Origin of the sequence: Micromonospora sp. LOL_013 (assembly GCF_048060315.1) — a bacterium.
GTDB lineage: Bacteria > Actinomycetota > Actinomycetes > Mycobacteriales > Micromonosporaceae > Micromonospora_E.
Window position 1 is genome coordinate 45,031 of the sequence record NZ_JBHMIQ010000006.1, and the last position, 15,214, is coordinate 60,244.

Consider the following 15,214-nt stretch of genomic DNA (forward strand, 5'->3'; position numbering starts at 1 on the left):
GCACAGTGGGACAAGGCCGGGGTGCCGGCAACAACTTAACGATGGTTCGGCCAGACTATCGCCATGACGGAAGAAGCTCCTGCCGAGGCCGCTGCGGACTATGTCACAGACATCGGCCTGCTGAAGATCGATCATGTCGGGATCGCGGTGGCGGATCTGGACACCGCGCTCGATTTCTACACCCGCACCTTCGGCATGCGCTGCGTACACCTGGAAGTCAATCACGCCCAAGGGGTACGCGAGGCCATGCTCGCCGTCGGGCCGGTGCCCGACGGCGGTCAGGTGCAGCTACTCGCCCCGTTGTCCGCCGAGTCGACCATCGCCAAGTTCCTGGACCGCAACGGCCCCGGGATGCAGCAGTTGGCGTACACGGTGGTGGACATCGACGCGGCGTGCGCCGCGCTGCGCGAGCGCGGACTGCGGCTGCTCTACGACGCACCCCGGCCGGGCACCGCCGGTTCACGGATCAACTTCGTGCACCCGAAGGACGCTGGCGGCGTCCTGGTCGAGCTGGTCCAGCCGGCCGCGGCCACGGACCAGCCGGCCTGAGTCACGAACCGGCCCGGTCGTGCCGACTGGCCGGCCAGCTCCGGTCCGCTGATGCGGATCGACGGACCGGAACTGGTCGGTCGGGAATGCCGAAAGGAAGCGGACCGACAACTTCACCGGTTTTCAGGTACGGTGCCCCGGCGGCGAGCCACCCGGTGTGACACCGGCGACGGAACGGTTCGTCGGCGGCCGGCCCGCCGGCCGGGCATGACCCCACCCGACGTTGCCGGCGTTGCCCGGAACCACCCAGAGGAACCGCTCTGAGCTGGGCAGACGTCGCGCTGACCGGGCTCCGGACAGGGTGGACGGCGATGGCCCGACGACCAAAAAGACTTCGTTGCGTACGCGCGCGCCTACAATTCGTAGACCGATCGCCGGTCGGCTGAGAAAAGATGACCATGTCGGCTATCGTGGTGACGGGCAGTTCGCTCTTGCGAAACACCTAGGTACGTCTGCCACTATGTCTCAATGCCCCAGCAGCAGTCCTCCCTTGCGTTCTTCGATAACGCCAGCGCTCCGCACGACTTCACCGTCGTGCTTCGTGGCTACGACCGCAACCAGGTGGATGACCACCTGCAGCGGCTGGTAGCCGCCCTCACCCAGTCGGAGCAGGCTCGAGCTGAGGCCGAGCAGCGGATGAACGACGCGCAGCGCCGGCTCCGCCAGGCCGAGCAGCGGCTCAACGCGGTCGAACAGAAGCTCACCGACACCAACAAGCAGCTCGAGGAGAACAACCGGCCCACCCTCTCCGGCCTGGGGACCCGGGTGGAGCAGATTCTCCGGCTGGCCGAGGAGCAGGCCAACGACCACCGCGGTGAGGCCAAGCGGGAGTCCGAGGGCATCCTCTCCGCAGCCCGGCTGGAGGCCCGGGAGATCACCGACAAGGCGCGGGCCGAGGCCGCCGCGATGAAGGCCGGGGCCGAGCGGGAGGCGGGCAGCGTCCGGACCGCAGCCGAGCGGGAAGCGGCCGAGGTCCGGGTGCAGGCCCGGCGCGAGGCGGACACGCTGCGGGCCGACGCGGACCGGGAGACCAAGCAGCTGCGCGCGGTCACCGCACACGAGGTCGCCGAGCTGAAGTCGACCGTGGAGCGTGAGGTCGCCACCCTGCGGGCCACCGCGGAGCGGGAGATCACCCAGCTGCGGGCCAAGGCGGCCCGGGAGGCCGAGGAGAAGCGGGCCGAGGCCACCAAGTTGCTCACCGACGCTCGCGACAAGCGGGACAAGGATCTGCAGGCGCTGGAGCTGCAGCTGGCCGAGCGCCGGGAGAAGGCCGAGCGGGAAGAGTCGGAACGGCACGCTGCCCAGGTCGCGCAGACCCAGCGGATGGTCGCCGAGGCCGAAGGGCGCGCCCGGGCCGCCGAAGACCGGGCGAAGGAGATCGAGCAGCGCGCCGAGGCACGCCGAATCGAATCGGAGCGGTCCGCCCAGGAGACCGTGGACAAGGCGAAGTCGCTGGCGGACAAGACCCTCAACGAGGCGCGCAGCGAAGCCAACCGGCTGCTCACCGAGGCCCGGACCGAGGCCGAGCTGACCACCCAGGCCGCTCGCCGCGAGGTCGAGGACCTGAACCGGCAGAAGGACGCGGTCACGTCGCAGCTGGGCCAGATGCTCTCCGGCCTGGCCGGGATCGTTCCCGGCGTGCCGCAGGGCGGCGCGGACAGCGGCAAGGCCGACGACAGCGCCGAGCCGGTCAACGCCAAGTCGGCGAGCTGACCACCCGGTGCCGCACCGTTGCGGTGCACTGACCACCTGAACCACACCGACGAAGGGCCGCGCCGCACCACCGGCGTGGCCCTTCGCGTTCGGTGCCCGGTCCCCTGCTGTATGTGTCCCTGCCAGCCTGCCGCCCGGGGCGACGCGCCTGGTCACCGCCGGTGTTCCTGTATACCCGCTGAGCGAATGGTTCACACCTGGCAAATCAACCGAAGTGACGCGCGTCCTGTCAGGAGCATGGGTATCGCCCCGCAACAGGGCGTTGCGTGTGAGGATGGAGCCATGGCGCAAGGCGAAGAACTCTTCAACCTTGACGGGGACTCCGGGTCGGGGCCCAACTTCGAGCTGGCGCTGCGGGGGTACGACAGACGTCAGGTCGACCGCTACATCGCCCGTACCGAGAACGAGCTGGCCACGCTCGGCGCGGAGCGGGAACAGATCTACGTACAGATGCACACCCTGGCCGCGCAGATCGAGCAGCTCCAGACGGATCTGACCGAGGCCCGGCGGGAGACCAGCTTCCTGGACCAGGTGTCGTTCCGGCACCTCGGCCCCCGGGTCGAGCAGATTCTCGGACTCGCCGAGGACCAGGCCGAAGAGATTCGGTTCAACGCCGCCGAGGAGATCGACGCCCGCCGCGCCGAGGCCGAGCAGGTACTCGCCGACGCCCGGCAGCAGGCCGACACCGCGATGCGCGACTTCGAGCTGGCGCTCGCCGCCCGCCGCGCCGAGGAGGACCGCGCCAACGCCGCCCGCCGCGCCGAGGCCGAGGCGACCGTGACCAGCGCCCGCGAGGAGTCGGACAACCTGCGGGCAGCGGCCGAGGCGGCGCTGGTCGCCGCCCGGGAGGAGGCCGACCAGCTCATCGCCACCGCCCAGCAGCAGGCCGACGACGCACTGCACGCGGCGCGGCGCGAGGCCGACGACACCATCAAGGCCGCGCAGCGGGAAGCCAGGCAGACCGTCACCACCGCCCAGGAGCAGGCCAGCAACGCGGTCAGCACCGCCCAGGAGACCGCCGACCGGACCCTGACCGACGCCCAGGCCGAGGCCGAACGGCTGGTCACCCAGGCCCGGATGGACGCCAGCCGGTTGGTCACCACCGCCCAGGAGGAGGCGGCGAACCTGCGCGAGGCCGCCGAGGCGGCGGTCGCCGCCGCCCGGCAGGACGCCGAACGGATCCGTACCGAAGGCGAGGCCGCCGCCGAGTCGGCCCACCGGGAGGCCGCTCAGGCCGTCGAGCAGGCCACCGAGTACGTCACCCGGACCCACGCCGAGACCGACGCGTTCGTCGCGCAGACCCGCGCCGAGCTGGACCAGGAGCTCGCCGCCCGACGTGACCAGGTCGAGCAGGAGGTGACCATGCTGCGCAGTACCGCCGAAGCAGAGGTCGCCGAGCTGCGCGACCGCGTACAGCAGGAGGTCGACCGGCGCCGCGCGACGATGGAGCAGGAGATCGGCGAGTTGCGGGCCGCCGCCGAGCAGGAGGTGGAGCAGTGGCGCGACACCACCCAGGAGATCATCGCGAACCAGCGCGGTGAGGCCGAGGAGTACGCCACCCACATCCGCTCCCGGGCCGAGGAACAGGCGGTGACCATCCGCCAGCAGGCCGAGGAGTACGCGCTGAGCGCCCGGGGCAGCGCCGACGAGCACGCCGCGAGTGTCCGACGTCTCTCCGAGGAGCACGCGGCGATTGCCCAGCGTCAGCTGGCCAGCAGTCAGCAGCAGGTGGCGTCCGCCCAGCGTGAGGTCGTCTCCGCCGGTCAGCAGCTCACCGAGGTACTGCAGGAGGTCGCCGAGGCGCAGCAGGCCCTCGCTGACCTGCGGCACCAGATGGTGCTCACCCGGCAGGAGTCCGACGAGGCTCGGCGTACGCTCAGTGCGGTCCAGGCCGAGCTGGCCACCGAACAGCAACGGCTCGCCGGGCTGCGGGAACCAGAACCGGCGGCGCAGGAACTAGCGCAGGAAACAGCGCGGGAACCTGAGCCGGCGGAGCCGCGGCCCGAGACGGCCGCGCAGCAGGCCGAGCCGACAACGACGACTGCGCAGGCCCCGGAGGAGGCGTCGGAGGAGACCCTGCCGGTGGACGCGGTCCCGACCGAGGCGGTGTCGGTCGATCAGACCGCTGAGAAGGTCGCCGCGGGCGCGCCCGAGCGCAAGCACCGTACCCACGCCTGACCCCGGCCCTCGGACCGCCGATGATCCTGCCGTGCGGACGTGGGCTGGCCGGGTTCACTCCTCGGTGAGCTGCCCGTCGCGCTCGACGTGGCGCTGCCCGGTGCGGGGGCAGACGTACCGGCCGTCGCCGTCCTCGACCAGCGGTACGCCGGCCCGGCCGACCCAGCCGACCCGACGCGCCGGCACCCCGACGACCAGGGCGAAGTCCGGGACGTCCCGGGTGACCACGGCACCGGCGGCGACCGTCGCCCAGCGGCCGATCCGCACCGGGGCGACGCAGACCGCCCGGGCACCGATCGCCGCGCCGGTGCCGATGGTGACACCGACCGCGGTCCAGTCGTCGCCGGTCTTCAGCCGCCCGTCCGGGGTGACCGCCCGGGGGTACTCGTCGTTGGTGAGCACCGCCGCCGGCCCGATGAACACTCCGTCGTCGAGTTGCGCCGGCTCGTAGACGAGGGCGTGGTTCTGCAGTTTCACGTTGTCGCCGAGCCGGACCCCCGGACCGACGTACGCCCCCCGGCCGATGATGCAGTTGCGGCCGACCGACGCGTCCTCGCGGATCTGGGCCAGGTGCCAGACGCGGGTGCCGGCACCGATACTCGCCGTGTCGGCCACGTCGGCGGAGCTGGCGGCGGTGGCGCCCGGGCGCGCTGCGGTTGCACTCATGAGCGGTGATCCTCCCTGGTCACCGGCAGTGTGTCAGAGCTGCCGGAGGTGCGGCGCACACGGTAGGGGGTCACCGGCGCCGCCGATGTCGGGAAACCGATCCTGTGCTGCGAAGCGGCCGACTCTCCGGCCGGAAGGAACCGACCATCCGGGCCGGTACTGGCCGACAGGTGGACCCCGGCCAACGAAGGTACCTCCTGACCGCGCGGTTGTGCCGGGTTTACGTCACAGTGCTGGCGTCGGCGTGGCAACGCTCGGTAGCTTCCCGAACGGACCCTCTCCGCTGGGCCCACCGGTGGGCCGCGCCCATCCGGCGGTGGCCCGGGTCGGCCCGGCTCCGCCCGGGTCAGCATGCCCCCCGACGAAATGGACATCCGTGACTCATCCGCCTGCCATGCCGGACGAGCCCATCGGCGTAGCCGTCATCGGCGCCGGCTACTGGGGCCCCAACCTGGTCCGCAACTTCATGTCCAGCCCGGCGTTCCGGCTGCGCTGGCTCTGTGACCTCGATCTCGGTCGGGCCCGCACGGTGCTCGGCGACTACTCGACGGTCGGTGCGACCGACGATCTGGCCCGGGTGCTCGCCGACGACTCGGTGGGTGCCGTGGCGATCGCCACGCCGGCCGGCACCCACCTCGAGGTCGCCCTCGCCGCGCTACGCGCCGGCAAGCACGTGCTGGTCGAGAAGCCGCTCGCCGCCAACCACGCCGACGGGACGCGGTTGGTCGCCGAGGCCGAGCAGCGCGGCCTGACCCTGATGTGCGACCACACCTACTGCTACACCCCGGCGGTGCTGCGGATCCGGGAGATGCTGCACTCCGGCGAGCTGGGTGAGCTGCACTACCTCGACTCGGTACGGATCAACCTGGGTTTGGTGCAGCGCGACATCGACGTCGTCTGGGACCTCGCCCCACACGACCTGTCCATTCTCGACTTCGTGCTGCCGCCGGGGGTACGGCCGGTGGCGGTCGCGGCGCACGGCGCCGACGGCATCGGCGCCGGCCGGGCCTGCGTGGCGTACCTCACCCTGCGGCTGAGCAGCGGCGCGATCGCCCACGTGCACGTCAACTGGCTGTCCCCGGTCAAGATCCGTACAACGATCATCGGCGGGTCGAAGCGAACCCTGGTCTGGGACGACCTCAACCCGGGCCAGCGACTCGCCCTGTTCGACCGCGGCGTCGACGTCGCCACCTCCGACGAACTCGGCACCGAGGCCCGCCGGGACATGCTGGTGTCGTACCGCTCCGGCGACATGGTCGCCCCGGCGCTGACCGAGCGGGAGGCGCTGCGCACCATGGTCGACGAATACGCCCGCGCCATCCGTACCGGCACCCCGGCGTTGACCGACGGCCGTTCCGGCCTGCGGGTGCTGGCCGTCCTGGAAGCCGCCACCCGCAGCCTCGCCGCCGGCGGCACGATGATCCCGCTGGACGAGGAGCCCACCGCATGACCGTCGCAGGCACTGCCGGGTCCACTCCCGGTGCCGCTCCCGCCGTCGACCTGGCCAACTCCACCGTCCTGGTCACTGGCGGCGCCGGCTTCATCGGCTCGCACCTGACCGAGCATCTCGTCTCGCTCGGCGCGCAGGTCGTCGTGCTGGACAACTTCCGCAACGGCACCCGGGAGAATCTGACATTCCCCGGTGCCGAGTCGGTCCGGGTGATCGAGGGCGACATCTGCGACCCACAGACCTGCCAGGACGCGACGGCCGGGGTCGACGTGGTGTTCCACCTGGCCTGCCTCGGGGTACGCCACTCGCTGCACAGCCCGGTGGAGAACCACCAGGTCAACGCGCTCGGCACACTCAACGTGCTGGAGGCAGCGCGGGCCGCGCAGGTGTCCCGGCTGCTGTACGTGTCGACCTCGGAGATCTACGGCCGGGCCCTGGAGTTCCCGATCACCGAGCAGACCACCCCCTGGCCGCTGACCGTCTACGGCAGCAGCAAGCTGGCCGGTGAGCACTACGCCCGCTCGTACCTGGAATGCTGGGGGCTGCCGGTGGTCTGCGTCCGGCCGTTCAACAACTACGGGCCGCGGTCGCACTTCGAAGGTGACTCCGGCGAGGTGATCCCCCGGTTCATCCTGCGGGCGCTGGCCGGGCAGCCGCCGGTGGTCTTCGGCGACGGCAGCGTCACCCGCGACTTCCTGTACGTGAAGGACTGCGTCGAGACGCTGGCCCGAGTCGCCGAGTCCACCGAGCTGGTCGGCGAGGTGGTCAACCTCGGGTACGGCGAGGAGCTGACCATCGGCCTGCTGGCCCGCACGGTGCTGGAGGCGGTCGGCCGCACCGACCTGCAACCGGTGTTCGAGCCGCCACGCCCGGCCGATGTCCCCCGGCTCTGGGTGGACACCTCCAGACTGCGCAAGACGGTCGACTTCGCCCCCCGGGTGTCGTTGGCCGAAGGCATCGGCCACACCCTCGAGTACTTCCAGCGGTTGCTGAGCGAGCAGCCCGGTGCGCTGGAGCGGATGCAGACCAGGAACTGGAGCCAACCGGCATGAGCGAAGCCAGTCCGCGCCGCATCCAGGTGATGCTGCCGATGCTCGGCGAGGAGGAGGAGCAGGCCGCCGCCGCGGCGATCCGCTCCGGCTGGGTGGCCCAGGGCCCCCGGGTGGCGCGGTTCGAGCGCGAGTTCGCCGCCGTCGTCGGCGCCGGCCACGGGGTGGCGGTCAGCTCCTGCACCACCGCGCTGCACCTGGCGCTGGTGCTGCACGGCGTCGGCCCCGGCGACGAGGTCGTCGTGCCGTCGCTGTCGTTCATCGCCACCGCGAACGCGGTCCGGCACGCCGGTGCCGAGCCGGTCTTCGCCGACGTCGACCTGGCCACCGGCAACCTGACCGTCGAAACGATCGAGGCGGTACGCACCCCGCGTACCCGGGCGGTGATCGCGGTCCACCAGGGCGGGGTGCCGTTCGACACGGCCGCGCTGCGCACGGCGGCTGCCGGCTGGGGCGTACCACTGATCGAGGATGCCGCCTGCGCGGCCGGTTCCCGGGCGTACGGGCAGCCGGTGGGTGCCGGGGCGGCGATCTCTGCCTGGTCGTTCCACCCGCGCAAGGTGATCACCACCGGTGAGGGCGGCATGCTGACCCTGGCCGACACCGACGGCGCGGTCCGGCTGCGCCGACTGCGCGAGCACGGCATGAACGTCTCCGCCGCCGACCGGCACGCCAGTGCCCAGCCGGTGCTGGAGGCGTACCTGGAGCCGGCCTTCAACTACCGGATGACCGACATCCAGGCGGCGGTCGGCCTGGTCCAGGTCGGCCGGCTCGCTGGCCTGGTCGCCGGCCGGCGGGCGCTCGCCGCCCGCTACCACGAACTGCTCGCCGGGGTCGACGGGCTGGTGCCGGTGGTCGATCCGGCGTACGGCGAGACCAACTTCCAGTCGTTCTGGGTGCGGGTCGACCCGGAGTTCGGCGTCGGCCGCGACGACGTGCTCACCGGGCTGTCCGACGCCGGGGTGTCGGCCCGGCGCGGCATCATGGCCGCCCATCTGGAGCCGGCGTACGCCCACGTCGCCCCGGCCCCGCTGCCGGTGACCGAGCGGCTGACCCGGGATTCGCTGATCCTGCCGCTGCACCACGCGCTCACCGAGGCCGACCAGGACCACATCGTCGCGGTGCTACGCAAACTGGCCGGCCGATGAGGGATTTGCTGATCGTCGGGGCGGGCGGTTTCGCCCGGGAGACCGCCGCCGCTGTCGCGGCGGTCAACGCGGCGGCACCGACCTGGCGGCTGCTCGGGTACCTCGACGACGACCCGGCGTTGCACGGCACCGGGCGGGTCGGCGTACCGGTGATCGGCGGCACCGACCTGGTCGCCGAGCTGGCCGACGCGGCCGTGCTGGTCTGCGTCGGCAACCCGCGCGACTACCGGTCCCGGCGGCGGCTGGTCGAGCGGTTCGGCCTGCCGCCGCAGCGGTACGCGACGATCGTGCACCCCGCCGCCCGGATCGGCGTCGGCTGCACCGTCGGACCGGGCAGCGTGCTGCTGGCCGGGGTGGATCTGACCGCCGAGGTGTCCGTCGGTGCGCACGTCGCGGTGATGCCACAGGTGGTGCTGACCCATGACAACGTGATCGGGCCGTACGCCACGATCGCCTCCGGGGTGCGCCTCGGTGGCGGGGTGCGGCTCGGCGACGGCGTCTACGTCGGTGCTGGCGCGCTGCTGCGCGACGGGATCGCCGTCGGTGCCTGGTCGCAGCTGGGCATGGGCTCGGTGGTGCTGCGCGACGTACCCGCCGGTGAGGTGTGGGTCGGCGCGCCGGCCCGCTTCCTGCGCCGCGCCTACGCGCCGGTTGACGGCCCGGCCGGCCACCCCGCCGATCGAACGAACGAGTCGCAGTTGAGGAGTCACGCGTGAGCAGCATCCCCCTCGTCGACCTTGCCGCCGCCCACACCGAGGTGGCCGAGGAGGTCGATGCCGGTTTCAAGCGGGTCCTCGCCGGCACCGCGTTCATCGGCGGCGCCGAGGTGGCCGCCTTCGAGGCCGAGTACGCCGCGTTCAGCGGCGTGCCGCACTGTGTCGGGGTGGCCAACGGCACCGACGCCCTGGAGCTGGCCCTGCGGGCGGTCGGGGTCGGTCCGGGCAGCGAGGTGATCCTGCCGGCGAACACGTTCATCGCCACCGCCGAGGCGGTCGCCCGGGCCGGCGCCCGAGTGGTGCTGGTCGACTGCGACCCGGCGACGTACCTGATCGACGTGGACGCGGCGCTGGCCGCGGTCACCCCGGCCACCCGGGCGATCGCCCCGGTGCACCTGTACGGTCAGCTCGCCGAGGTGGACCGGCTACGCGCCGGGCTCGCCAGCTTGTCCACCACGGGGCAGGAAATCGCGATCGTCGAGGACGCCGCGCAGTGCCAGGGGGCGACCCGGCACGGCAGGGGCGCCGGTGCCGACGGGATCGCCGCTACCAGCTTCTACCCGGGTAAGAACCTTGGCGCGTACGGCGACGCCGGCGCGGTGGTCACCGCCGACGCCCAGCTCGCCGCTGACGTCCGGCGGATGTCGGCGCACGGCAGCGTCCGCAAGTACGTGCACGAGGTGGTGGGCTTCAACAGCCGCCTCGACGGGCTGCAGGCGGTGGTGCTGCGGGCCAAGCTGGCCCGGCTGGCCGACTGGAACGACCGGCGGCGCGCCGTCGCGGCCCGCTACCACGAGCTGCTGGCCGGCCTCGACGTGGTCCGGCCGGTGACGTTGGACGGCAACCTGCACGTCTGGCACATCTACTGTGTCCAGGTGCCCGGCGGGGCCGATCGCCGCGACGCCGTGCTGGCCGCGTTGAACGCGGCCGGGATCGGTGCCGGCATCCACTACCCGGTGCCGGTGCACCTGACCCCGGCCTTCGCCGACCTCGGCTACCCGGTCGGGTCGTTCCCGCACGCCGAGTCGACCGCGCCGGAGCTGCTGTCGCTGCCGATCTACCCGCAGCTGACCACCGGGCAGCAGGACCGGGTCGTCGAGGTGCTGGCCGCCGCGCTGGCGGGCTGACCGGACAATCCACCGTGTACGTCACCCTGCGCGACCGGCCTGGCGCGGACTCGGGCACCCCGGGCCGGGCCGTCGGCCGGCGGGTGTCCGGCACCGTGCTGCTGCTCGGCACGGTCAGCCTGCTGACCGATGTCTCCTCGGAGATGGTCGCCTCGGTGCTGCCGCTGTACCTGACCGCCGTGGTCGGGCTCAGCCCGGTGGCGTACGGCTTCGTGGACGGCGTCTACCAGGGGGTCAGCGCGCTGGTCCGGATCGCCGGTGGGTACGCCGGGGACCGTGGTGGGCGTCCGAAGTGGGTGGCGGTGGTCGGCTACGGGGCGTCGGCGCTGAGCCGGATCGCCATGTTGCCGGCGCAGGGGTTTGCCGCGATCACCACAGTGATCACCACGGACCGGCTCGGCAAGGGGCTGCGCACCGCGCCCCGGGACGCGCTGATCGCCGCCTCGTCGGACCCGGCGCTGCTGGGGCGGGCGTTCGGCGTGCACCGGGCGTTGGACACCGTCGGCGCCGCGCTCGGGCCGCTGGTGGCGTTCGCCCTGCTCGCCGCAGTCCCGGGCAGCTACGACTCGGTGTTCCTGGTGTCGTTCGCGGTCGCGGTGGTCGGCGTGGCGGTGCTGGTGCTGTTCGTGCCGAACCTGTCGACCACGGTGGGCGCGGTGCGCTTCGGCGTACGGCGGATGGTGGCCGAGGTGACCGGGGCCCGGCTGCGCCGGCCGCTGCTCGCCGCCGGTCTGCTCGGTCTGTCGACCATCGGCGACGGGTTCCTCTACCTGACGTTGCAGGACCGCGACGACTTCGCCGCGTTGTACTTCCCGCTGCTGTTCGTCGGCACCAACGTGGCGTACCTGCTGTTGGCGGTGCCGATGGGCCGACTGGCCGATCGGGTCGGCCGGGCGAAGGTGATGGTCGCCGGGCACGGCGCGCTGCTCGTCTGTTACCTGCTGGCCGCCGCGCCGGCCGGCGGCGTCGGGTTGACCGTCGCGGTGCTGCTGCTGCTCGGCGTCTTCTACGCTGCCACCGACGGGGTGCTGCCGGCGCTGGTCGCCCGGTTGGTGCCGGCCCCGGCCCGGGGTAGTGGGATCGCCGCCGCGCAGACGGTGGTGGTGCTGACCCGGTTCGTCTCGTCGATCGCTTTCGGTCTGCTGTGGTCGGTGACCGGTCCGGCCGGTGCTGTGCTGGTCTTCGCGGCGGTCCTGGCCGGAGGCATCCCGGTGGCCTGGTGGCTGCTGCGTGGCGTGGACCGCGCTCCGGCGGCCGGCGACGCCGTCGTACCGGCGGGTGAGGGGTCCTGATGGGGCTGCGGGTCCGGCTGGCGGTCCTCGTCGCGATCGTGCTGCTGGTGACGTTCGGCGCCGGCGGGTACGTGTGGCAGGTGCGGCAGTCGCAGGCCCGGGTGCAGGCCGACGCCAGCCCGGTGCCGGTGCGGGCCGACCTGGCGGCGGTACGCGCCGAGGCGCACCTGGTGTTCCGCTCCACCGCACTTGGCACCGGCTACGGCGAGGTCGCGATGACGCCGCTGTCCGATCCGGACGGGCCGCGGGCGCTGACCGGGGCGAGCTGCGAACGGGTGTACGCCACCGACTCGCAGACTCTCTGCCTGTCCGCCGAGCGTGGGCTGCTCACCGTGTACCGGGCGCGGCTGCTGGACGCGGGGTTCGAGCCGAGGCTGGACCTGCCGTTGACCGGGATCCCGTCCCGGGCCCGGCTGTCCCGCGACGGTACGCTGGCCGCGACCACATCCTTCGTGGCCGGCGACTCTTACGCCAACCCGGGCGAGTTCTCCACCCGTACGGTGATCAGCCGCACCGACGGCGAGGTGGTCGGCGACATCGAACAGTTCCCGCTCTACGTCGACGGCGAGCCGGTCACCGCGGCCGACAAGAACCTGTGGGGGGTCACCTTCGCCGACGACGACCGGTTCTACGCCACCGCCGCGTCGGGCGGCCGGACCTGGCTGGTCGAGGGAAGCATCGGCGAGCGCCGGGTCGACGCGCTGCGGGAGGACGCCGAATGCCCGTCGTTGTCGCCGGACCGGACCCGGGTGGTGTTCAAGAAGCGCGGCGACCTGCCGCCGGGCCAGTGGCGGTTGGCCGTATACGACCTGACTACCGGCGCCGAGACCATGCTGGCCGAGACCCGCAGCGTCGACGACCAGGTCGAGTGGCTCGACGACGGGAACGTCGTCTACGGGCTGCCCCGCGACGCGGACGGCGGTGCCGCGACCAGTGACGTGTGGCAGGTCCCGGCGGACGGTTCGGGCGCACCGCAGGTACTGGTGCACGATGCCTGGTCACCGGCGGTGGTCCGGTGACCCGACGAAGGAGATCATCTTGACGGAGCTTGCCGTGGTCACCCCGAGCTTCGGCCCGGATTTCGAGTTGTGCGCCGCGTTGCACCGCTCGGTGCTGGCCCACTCCCCCGCCTCGGTGCGGCATCACATCATCGTGCCCCGGGCGGACCTGCCCCGCTTCGGGGCGCTGCGGGGCGACCGCACGGTGCTGCACGACGAGGCCGAGTTCCTGCCGTCGTCGGTCCGGTCGCTGCCGGGGACGAAATACTCAGTGAACCTGCGCCGGCCGTTCCCGCCGCTACGCGGCTGGATCCTGCAGCAGGTGATCAAGTTGTCGGCGGCGGCCCGGATCCCGGCGGACGTCGTGGTGCTGGTCGACTCGGACATCGAGTTCGTCCGGCCGTTCTCCGCAGCGACCTTCCGCCGCGACGACGTCGTGCGGTTCTACCGCCAACCGGACGAGGTCGACCAGCGGCTGCCCCGACATGTCCGGTGGCACGAGGTGGCCCGCGCGTTGCTGGGGTTGCCGGCGCAGCCGCCCCCGTACCCGGATTACGTCTCATCCCTGCTGGCCTGGGATCCGGTGATCGTCCGGGGGTTGCTGCAGCGGATCGAGTCGGTCACCGGGCGACGGTGGGCCGATGTCGTCGGGGCACAGCTGCACTTCTCCGAGTGGACGCTGTACGGCGTCTACGTCGACGAGGTGCTCGGTGGTCAGGCCGCGACCGGGTTCGCCACCACCGACAGCCGGTGCCACGCGTACTGGGAAGAGGTGCCGCTCGACGAGTCGTCGGTGGCCCGTTTCGTCGCCGGGATCGGCCCGGACGACGTGGCCGTGATGATCTCGGCGAAGTCGCGGACGCCACTGGAGCTGCGCCGCGCGGCGATCACCGCGCTCACCGGCTGAGCGACCGGTCAGTACGCGCCGCAGCTGGAGCCGCCGTCGACCCGGTAGAGGTGCACGGCGTTGCCGTCGATGAACGAGTCGGTGAACTGGCCGTCGTCGGCGAGCAGGGTGCGGTCCTCGTCGAGCACGGTGATCCGGGCGTCACCGACGCACGGCAGTTGGAACGTCGCCTCGGCGACGCTGCCGCCGGCCGAGCTGGCGAGCAGGTAGAAGTGTCCGTCGTACCACTTGGTGGCCAGGTCGACTCCGGTGGAGACGCTGGCCACCCCGTCGGCGTACGGGGCGTTGAGCACCGGCGCGAGCCGGGTGATCCGGTCGTTGACCCCAGCCACGGCCGACCGCACCGGCGCGTAGCAGGGTTCCCGCAGGGCATGCTGGCTCTGGCAGGGGCCGCTGAAGCTGTGGTTGAAGTAGACGATGCCCCGGGCGCCGTGGATGATGCTGCTCCAGACCGCCGCGACGACCTGCTCCGGGGCGATCGTCGGGTAGTGCTCCTCGTTGAACGGACGCCCGACCTCGACGAAGCTCCAGACCGGTCGGCTGCCGGGCGGCGAGACCAGGGACCGGACCCGGCCGACGGTACGGCCGTAGTTCGCAGCCCGGTGGCACAGCTCGGCGGGCAGCCGATCGGCTCCGTCGACGGTGGTGAGCTGGTCGGGGTCGAAGAACCGGCCGCCTTCGCTGTGCCCGCAGATGCCACGGTCGGTGAACCAGTAGGTGTCGACCGACACGACGTCGGCGAACTCGTTGACGAAGCGGGCGGCATCGGCGTCGCTCTGCCAGAACGCCACGCCCTTGCCGTAGTTGACCATCCGCAGCCGCTGGTCGTCCGGCAGCCGGTCGAGGATGTCACGCTGCACGGTGTAGCCGCACTCGCCGTCGGCCGGTTGGCAGATGTCGCCCTGCCCCGGGAAGTTGCCGGTCCAGGGGTCGTCGCCGGGCCCGGCCCACATGTCGGCCTCATCGGAGATCAGCCAGCCGCCGGTCTCGTCACCGTGTTCGCCGATCGGGCTGGTGATCGTGTGCATCCCGGCAGCTCGGACCAGGTCGAGGTTGGTGGTGCCGGTCAGCTCGACGTAGGTATTGAGGCCGATCTCGACGTCCTTGGCGGTGTCGGCGGGGTCGGTGACGCTTTCCAGCCAGACGCCGATCGGGAAGAACTCGGGACCGGTGGGCAGTGATGGGGAGAAGCGGTCGTAGAAGTCCGGGCCGCCGTCGACCGGGCGCAGCGTCGCACCGGCGCCACCCGCGGTGGCGACCGTACCGGGGGCGATCCCGGCGGCGACCGGACCGCGGACGGTGCCACCGATCGCCCACGCTGTGCCGGCGACGACGAGCGCGCCGACGACGATGCTGGCGATCAGGATCCAGCGCCGGCGCGGCCGGCGGGGTCCGGTAGCGACGACCATGGACGACCTTTC

At 72.2% G+C, this 15,214-nt stretch carries 13 protein-coding genes; 11 read left to right on the forward strand and 2 right to left on the reverse strand.

All coding sequences use genetic code 11. The features are described from left to right. The first annotated feature begins 63 nt into the window (after positions 1-63). The 3 genes from mce (at position 64) to ACFHWS_RS05920 (ending at position 4,440) form a co-directional block, all read left to right on the forward strand. Complete coding sequence (gene mce, locus ACFHWS_RS05910; protein WP_416556171.1) at positions 64-549, forward strand: methylmalonyl-CoA epimerase; 486 nt, start codon at positions 64-66, stop codon at positions 547-549. A gap of 468 nt (positions 550-1,017) precedes the next feature. After that, positions 1,018-2,262 (forward strand): DivIVA domain-containing protein, encoded by a 1,245-nt coding sequence (locus tag ACFHWS_RS05915; RefSeq protein ID WP_416556170.1) that lies wholly within the window; start codon positions 1,018-1,020, stop codon positions 2,260-2,262. 282 nt (positions 2,263-2,544) lie between these two features. After that, positions 2,545-4,440: a hypothetical protein gene (locus ACFHWS_RS05920; protein WP_416556169.1), complete on the forward strand. Its 1,896-nt coding sequence runs from the start codon at positions 2,545-2,547 to the stop codon at positions 4,438-4,440. A gap of 54 nt (positions 4,441-4,494) precedes the next feature. On the opposite strand, the gene ACFHWS_RS05925 is transcribed toward ACFHWS_RS05920, so the two are convergent. Then, positions 4,495-5,106, reverse strand: a complete 612-nt coding sequence (locus ACFHWS_RS05925) for an acyltransferase (protein ID WP_416567781.1) — start codon at positions 5,104-5,106, stop codon at positions 4,495-4,497. Positions 5,107-5,500: 394 nt separating this feature from the next. Between ACFHWS_RS05925 and ACFHWS_RS05930 the strand changes: the two genes are divergently transcribed. Genes ACFHWS_RS05930 through ACFHWS_RS05965 form a run of 8 tightly spaced genes read left to right on the forward strand, consistent with a single transcriptional unit; the run spans position 5,501 to position 13,793 of the window. Then, positions 5,501-6,556 carry a Gfo/Idh/MocA family protein gene (locus ACFHWS_RS05930; RefSeq protein WP_416556167.1) on the forward strand — a complete coding sequence of 352 codons (1,056 nt, stop codon included), beginning with the start codon at positions 5,501-5,503 and terminating at the stop codon, positions 6,554-6,556. After that, on the forward strand, positions 6,553-7,608 hold the full coding sequence (locus ACFHWS_RS05935; protein ID WP_416556166.1) for an NAD-dependent epimerase/dehydratase family protein: 1,056 nt from the start codon (positions 6,553-6,555) through the stop codon (positions 7,606-7,608). Before ACFHWS_RS05930 ends, ACFHWS_RS05935 begins: the two co-directional genes overlap by 4 nt. Further along, positions 7,605-8,753 carry a DegT/DnrJ/EryC1/StrS family aminotransferase gene (locus ACFHWS_RS05940; RefSeq protein WP_416556165.1) on the forward strand — a complete coding sequence of 383 codons (1,149 nt, stop codon included), beginning with the start codon at positions 7,605-7,607 and terminating at the stop codon, positions 8,751-8,753. Before ACFHWS_RS05935 ends, ACFHWS_RS05940 begins: the two co-directional genes overlap by 4 nt. Next, positions 8,750-9,469, forward strand: a complete 720-nt coding sequence (locus ACFHWS_RS05945; protein ID WP_416567782.1) for an acetyltransferase — start codon at positions 8,750-8,752, stop codon at positions 9,467-9,469. The genes ACFHWS_RS05940 and ACFHWS_RS05945 overlap by 4 nt, the downstream gene beginning before the upstream one ends. Beyond that, on the forward strand, positions 9,466-10,596 hold the full coding sequence (locus tag ACFHWS_RS05950) for a DegT/DnrJ/EryC1/StrS family aminotransferase (protein WP_416556163.1): 1,131 nt from the start codon (positions 9,466-9,468) through the stop codon (positions 10,594-10,596). The genes ACFHWS_RS05945 and ACFHWS_RS05950 overlap by 4 nt, the downstream gene beginning before the upstream one ends. A gap of 14 nt (positions 10,597-10,610) precedes the next feature. Next, complete coding sequence (locus ACFHWS_RS05955; protein WP_416567783.1) at positions 10,611-11,888, forward strand: MFS transporter; 1,278 nt, start codon at positions 10,611-10,613, stop codon at positions 11,886-11,888. Beyond that, entirely contained in the window at positions 11,888-12,907 is a 1,020-nt protein-coding gene (locus ACFHWS_RS05960; protein WP_416556161.1) for a hypothetical protein, read from the forward strand. Before ACFHWS_RS05955 ends, ACFHWS_RS05960 begins: the two co-directional genes overlap by 1 nt. A 19-nt stretch (positions 12,908-12,926) precedes the next feature. After that, on the forward strand, positions 12,927-13,793 hold the full coding sequence (locus ACFHWS_RS05965) for a DUF6492 family protein (protein WP_278171131.1): 867 nt from the start codon (positions 12,927-12,929) through the stop codon (positions 13,791-13,793). A gap of 8 nt (positions 13,794-13,801) precedes the next feature. On the opposite strand, the gene ACFHWS_RS05970 is transcribed toward ACFHWS_RS05965, so the two are convergent. After that, complete coding sequence (locus ACFHWS_RS05970) at positions 13,802-15,202, reverse strand: hypothetical protein (RefSeq protein ID WP_416556159.1); 1,401 nt, start codon at positions 15,200-15,202, stop codon at positions 13,802-13,804. Positions 15,203-15,214: the final 12 nt, after the last annotated feature.

Excerpts from the sequence above, each read along its gene's own strand:
- ACFHWS_RS05920 (WP_416556169.1), top strand. The coding sequence starts at position 2,545 with ATGGCGCAAGGCGAAGAACTCTTCAACCTTGACGGGGACTCCGGGTCG.
- mce (WP_416556171.1), top strand. The coding sequence starts at position 64 with ATGACGGAAGAAGCTCCTGCCGAGGCCGCTGCGGACTATGTCACAGAC.
- ACFHWS_RS05945 (WP_416567782.1), top strand. The coding sequence starts at position 8,750 with ATGAGGGATTTGCTGATCGTCGGGGCGGGCGGTTTCGCCCGGGAGACC.
- ACFHWS_RS05960 (WP_416556161.1), top strand. The coding sequence starts at position 11,888 with ATGGGGCTGCGGGTCCGGCTGGCGGTCCTCGTCGCGATCGTGCTGCTG.
- ACFHWS_RS05935 (WP_416556166.1), top strand. The coding sequence starts at position 6,553 with ATGACCGTCGCAGGCACTGCCGGGTCCACTCCCGGTGCCGCTCCCGCC.
- ACFHWS_RS05970 (WP_416556159.1), bottom strand. The coding sequence starts at position 15,202 with ATGGTCGTCGCTACCGGACCCCGCCGGCCGCGCCGGCGCTGGATCCTG.
- ACFHWS_RS05915 (WP_416556170.1), top strand. The coding sequence starts at position 1,018 with ATGCCCCAGCAGCAGTCCTCCCTTGCGTTCTTCGATAACGCCAGCGCT.
- ACFHWS_RS05925 (WP_416567781.1), bottom strand. The coding sequence starts at position 5,106 with ATGAGTGCAACCGCAGCGCGCCCGGGCGCCACCGCCGCCAGCTCCGCC.
- ACFHWS_RS05940 (WP_416556165.1), top strand. The coding sequence starts at position 7,605 with ATGAGCGAAGCCAGTCCGCGCCGCATCCAGGTGATGCTGCCGATGCTC.
- ACFHWS_RS05930 (WP_416556167.1), top strand. The coding sequence starts at position 5,501 with ATGCCGGACGAGCCCATCGGCGTAGCCGTCATCGGCGCCGGCTACTGG.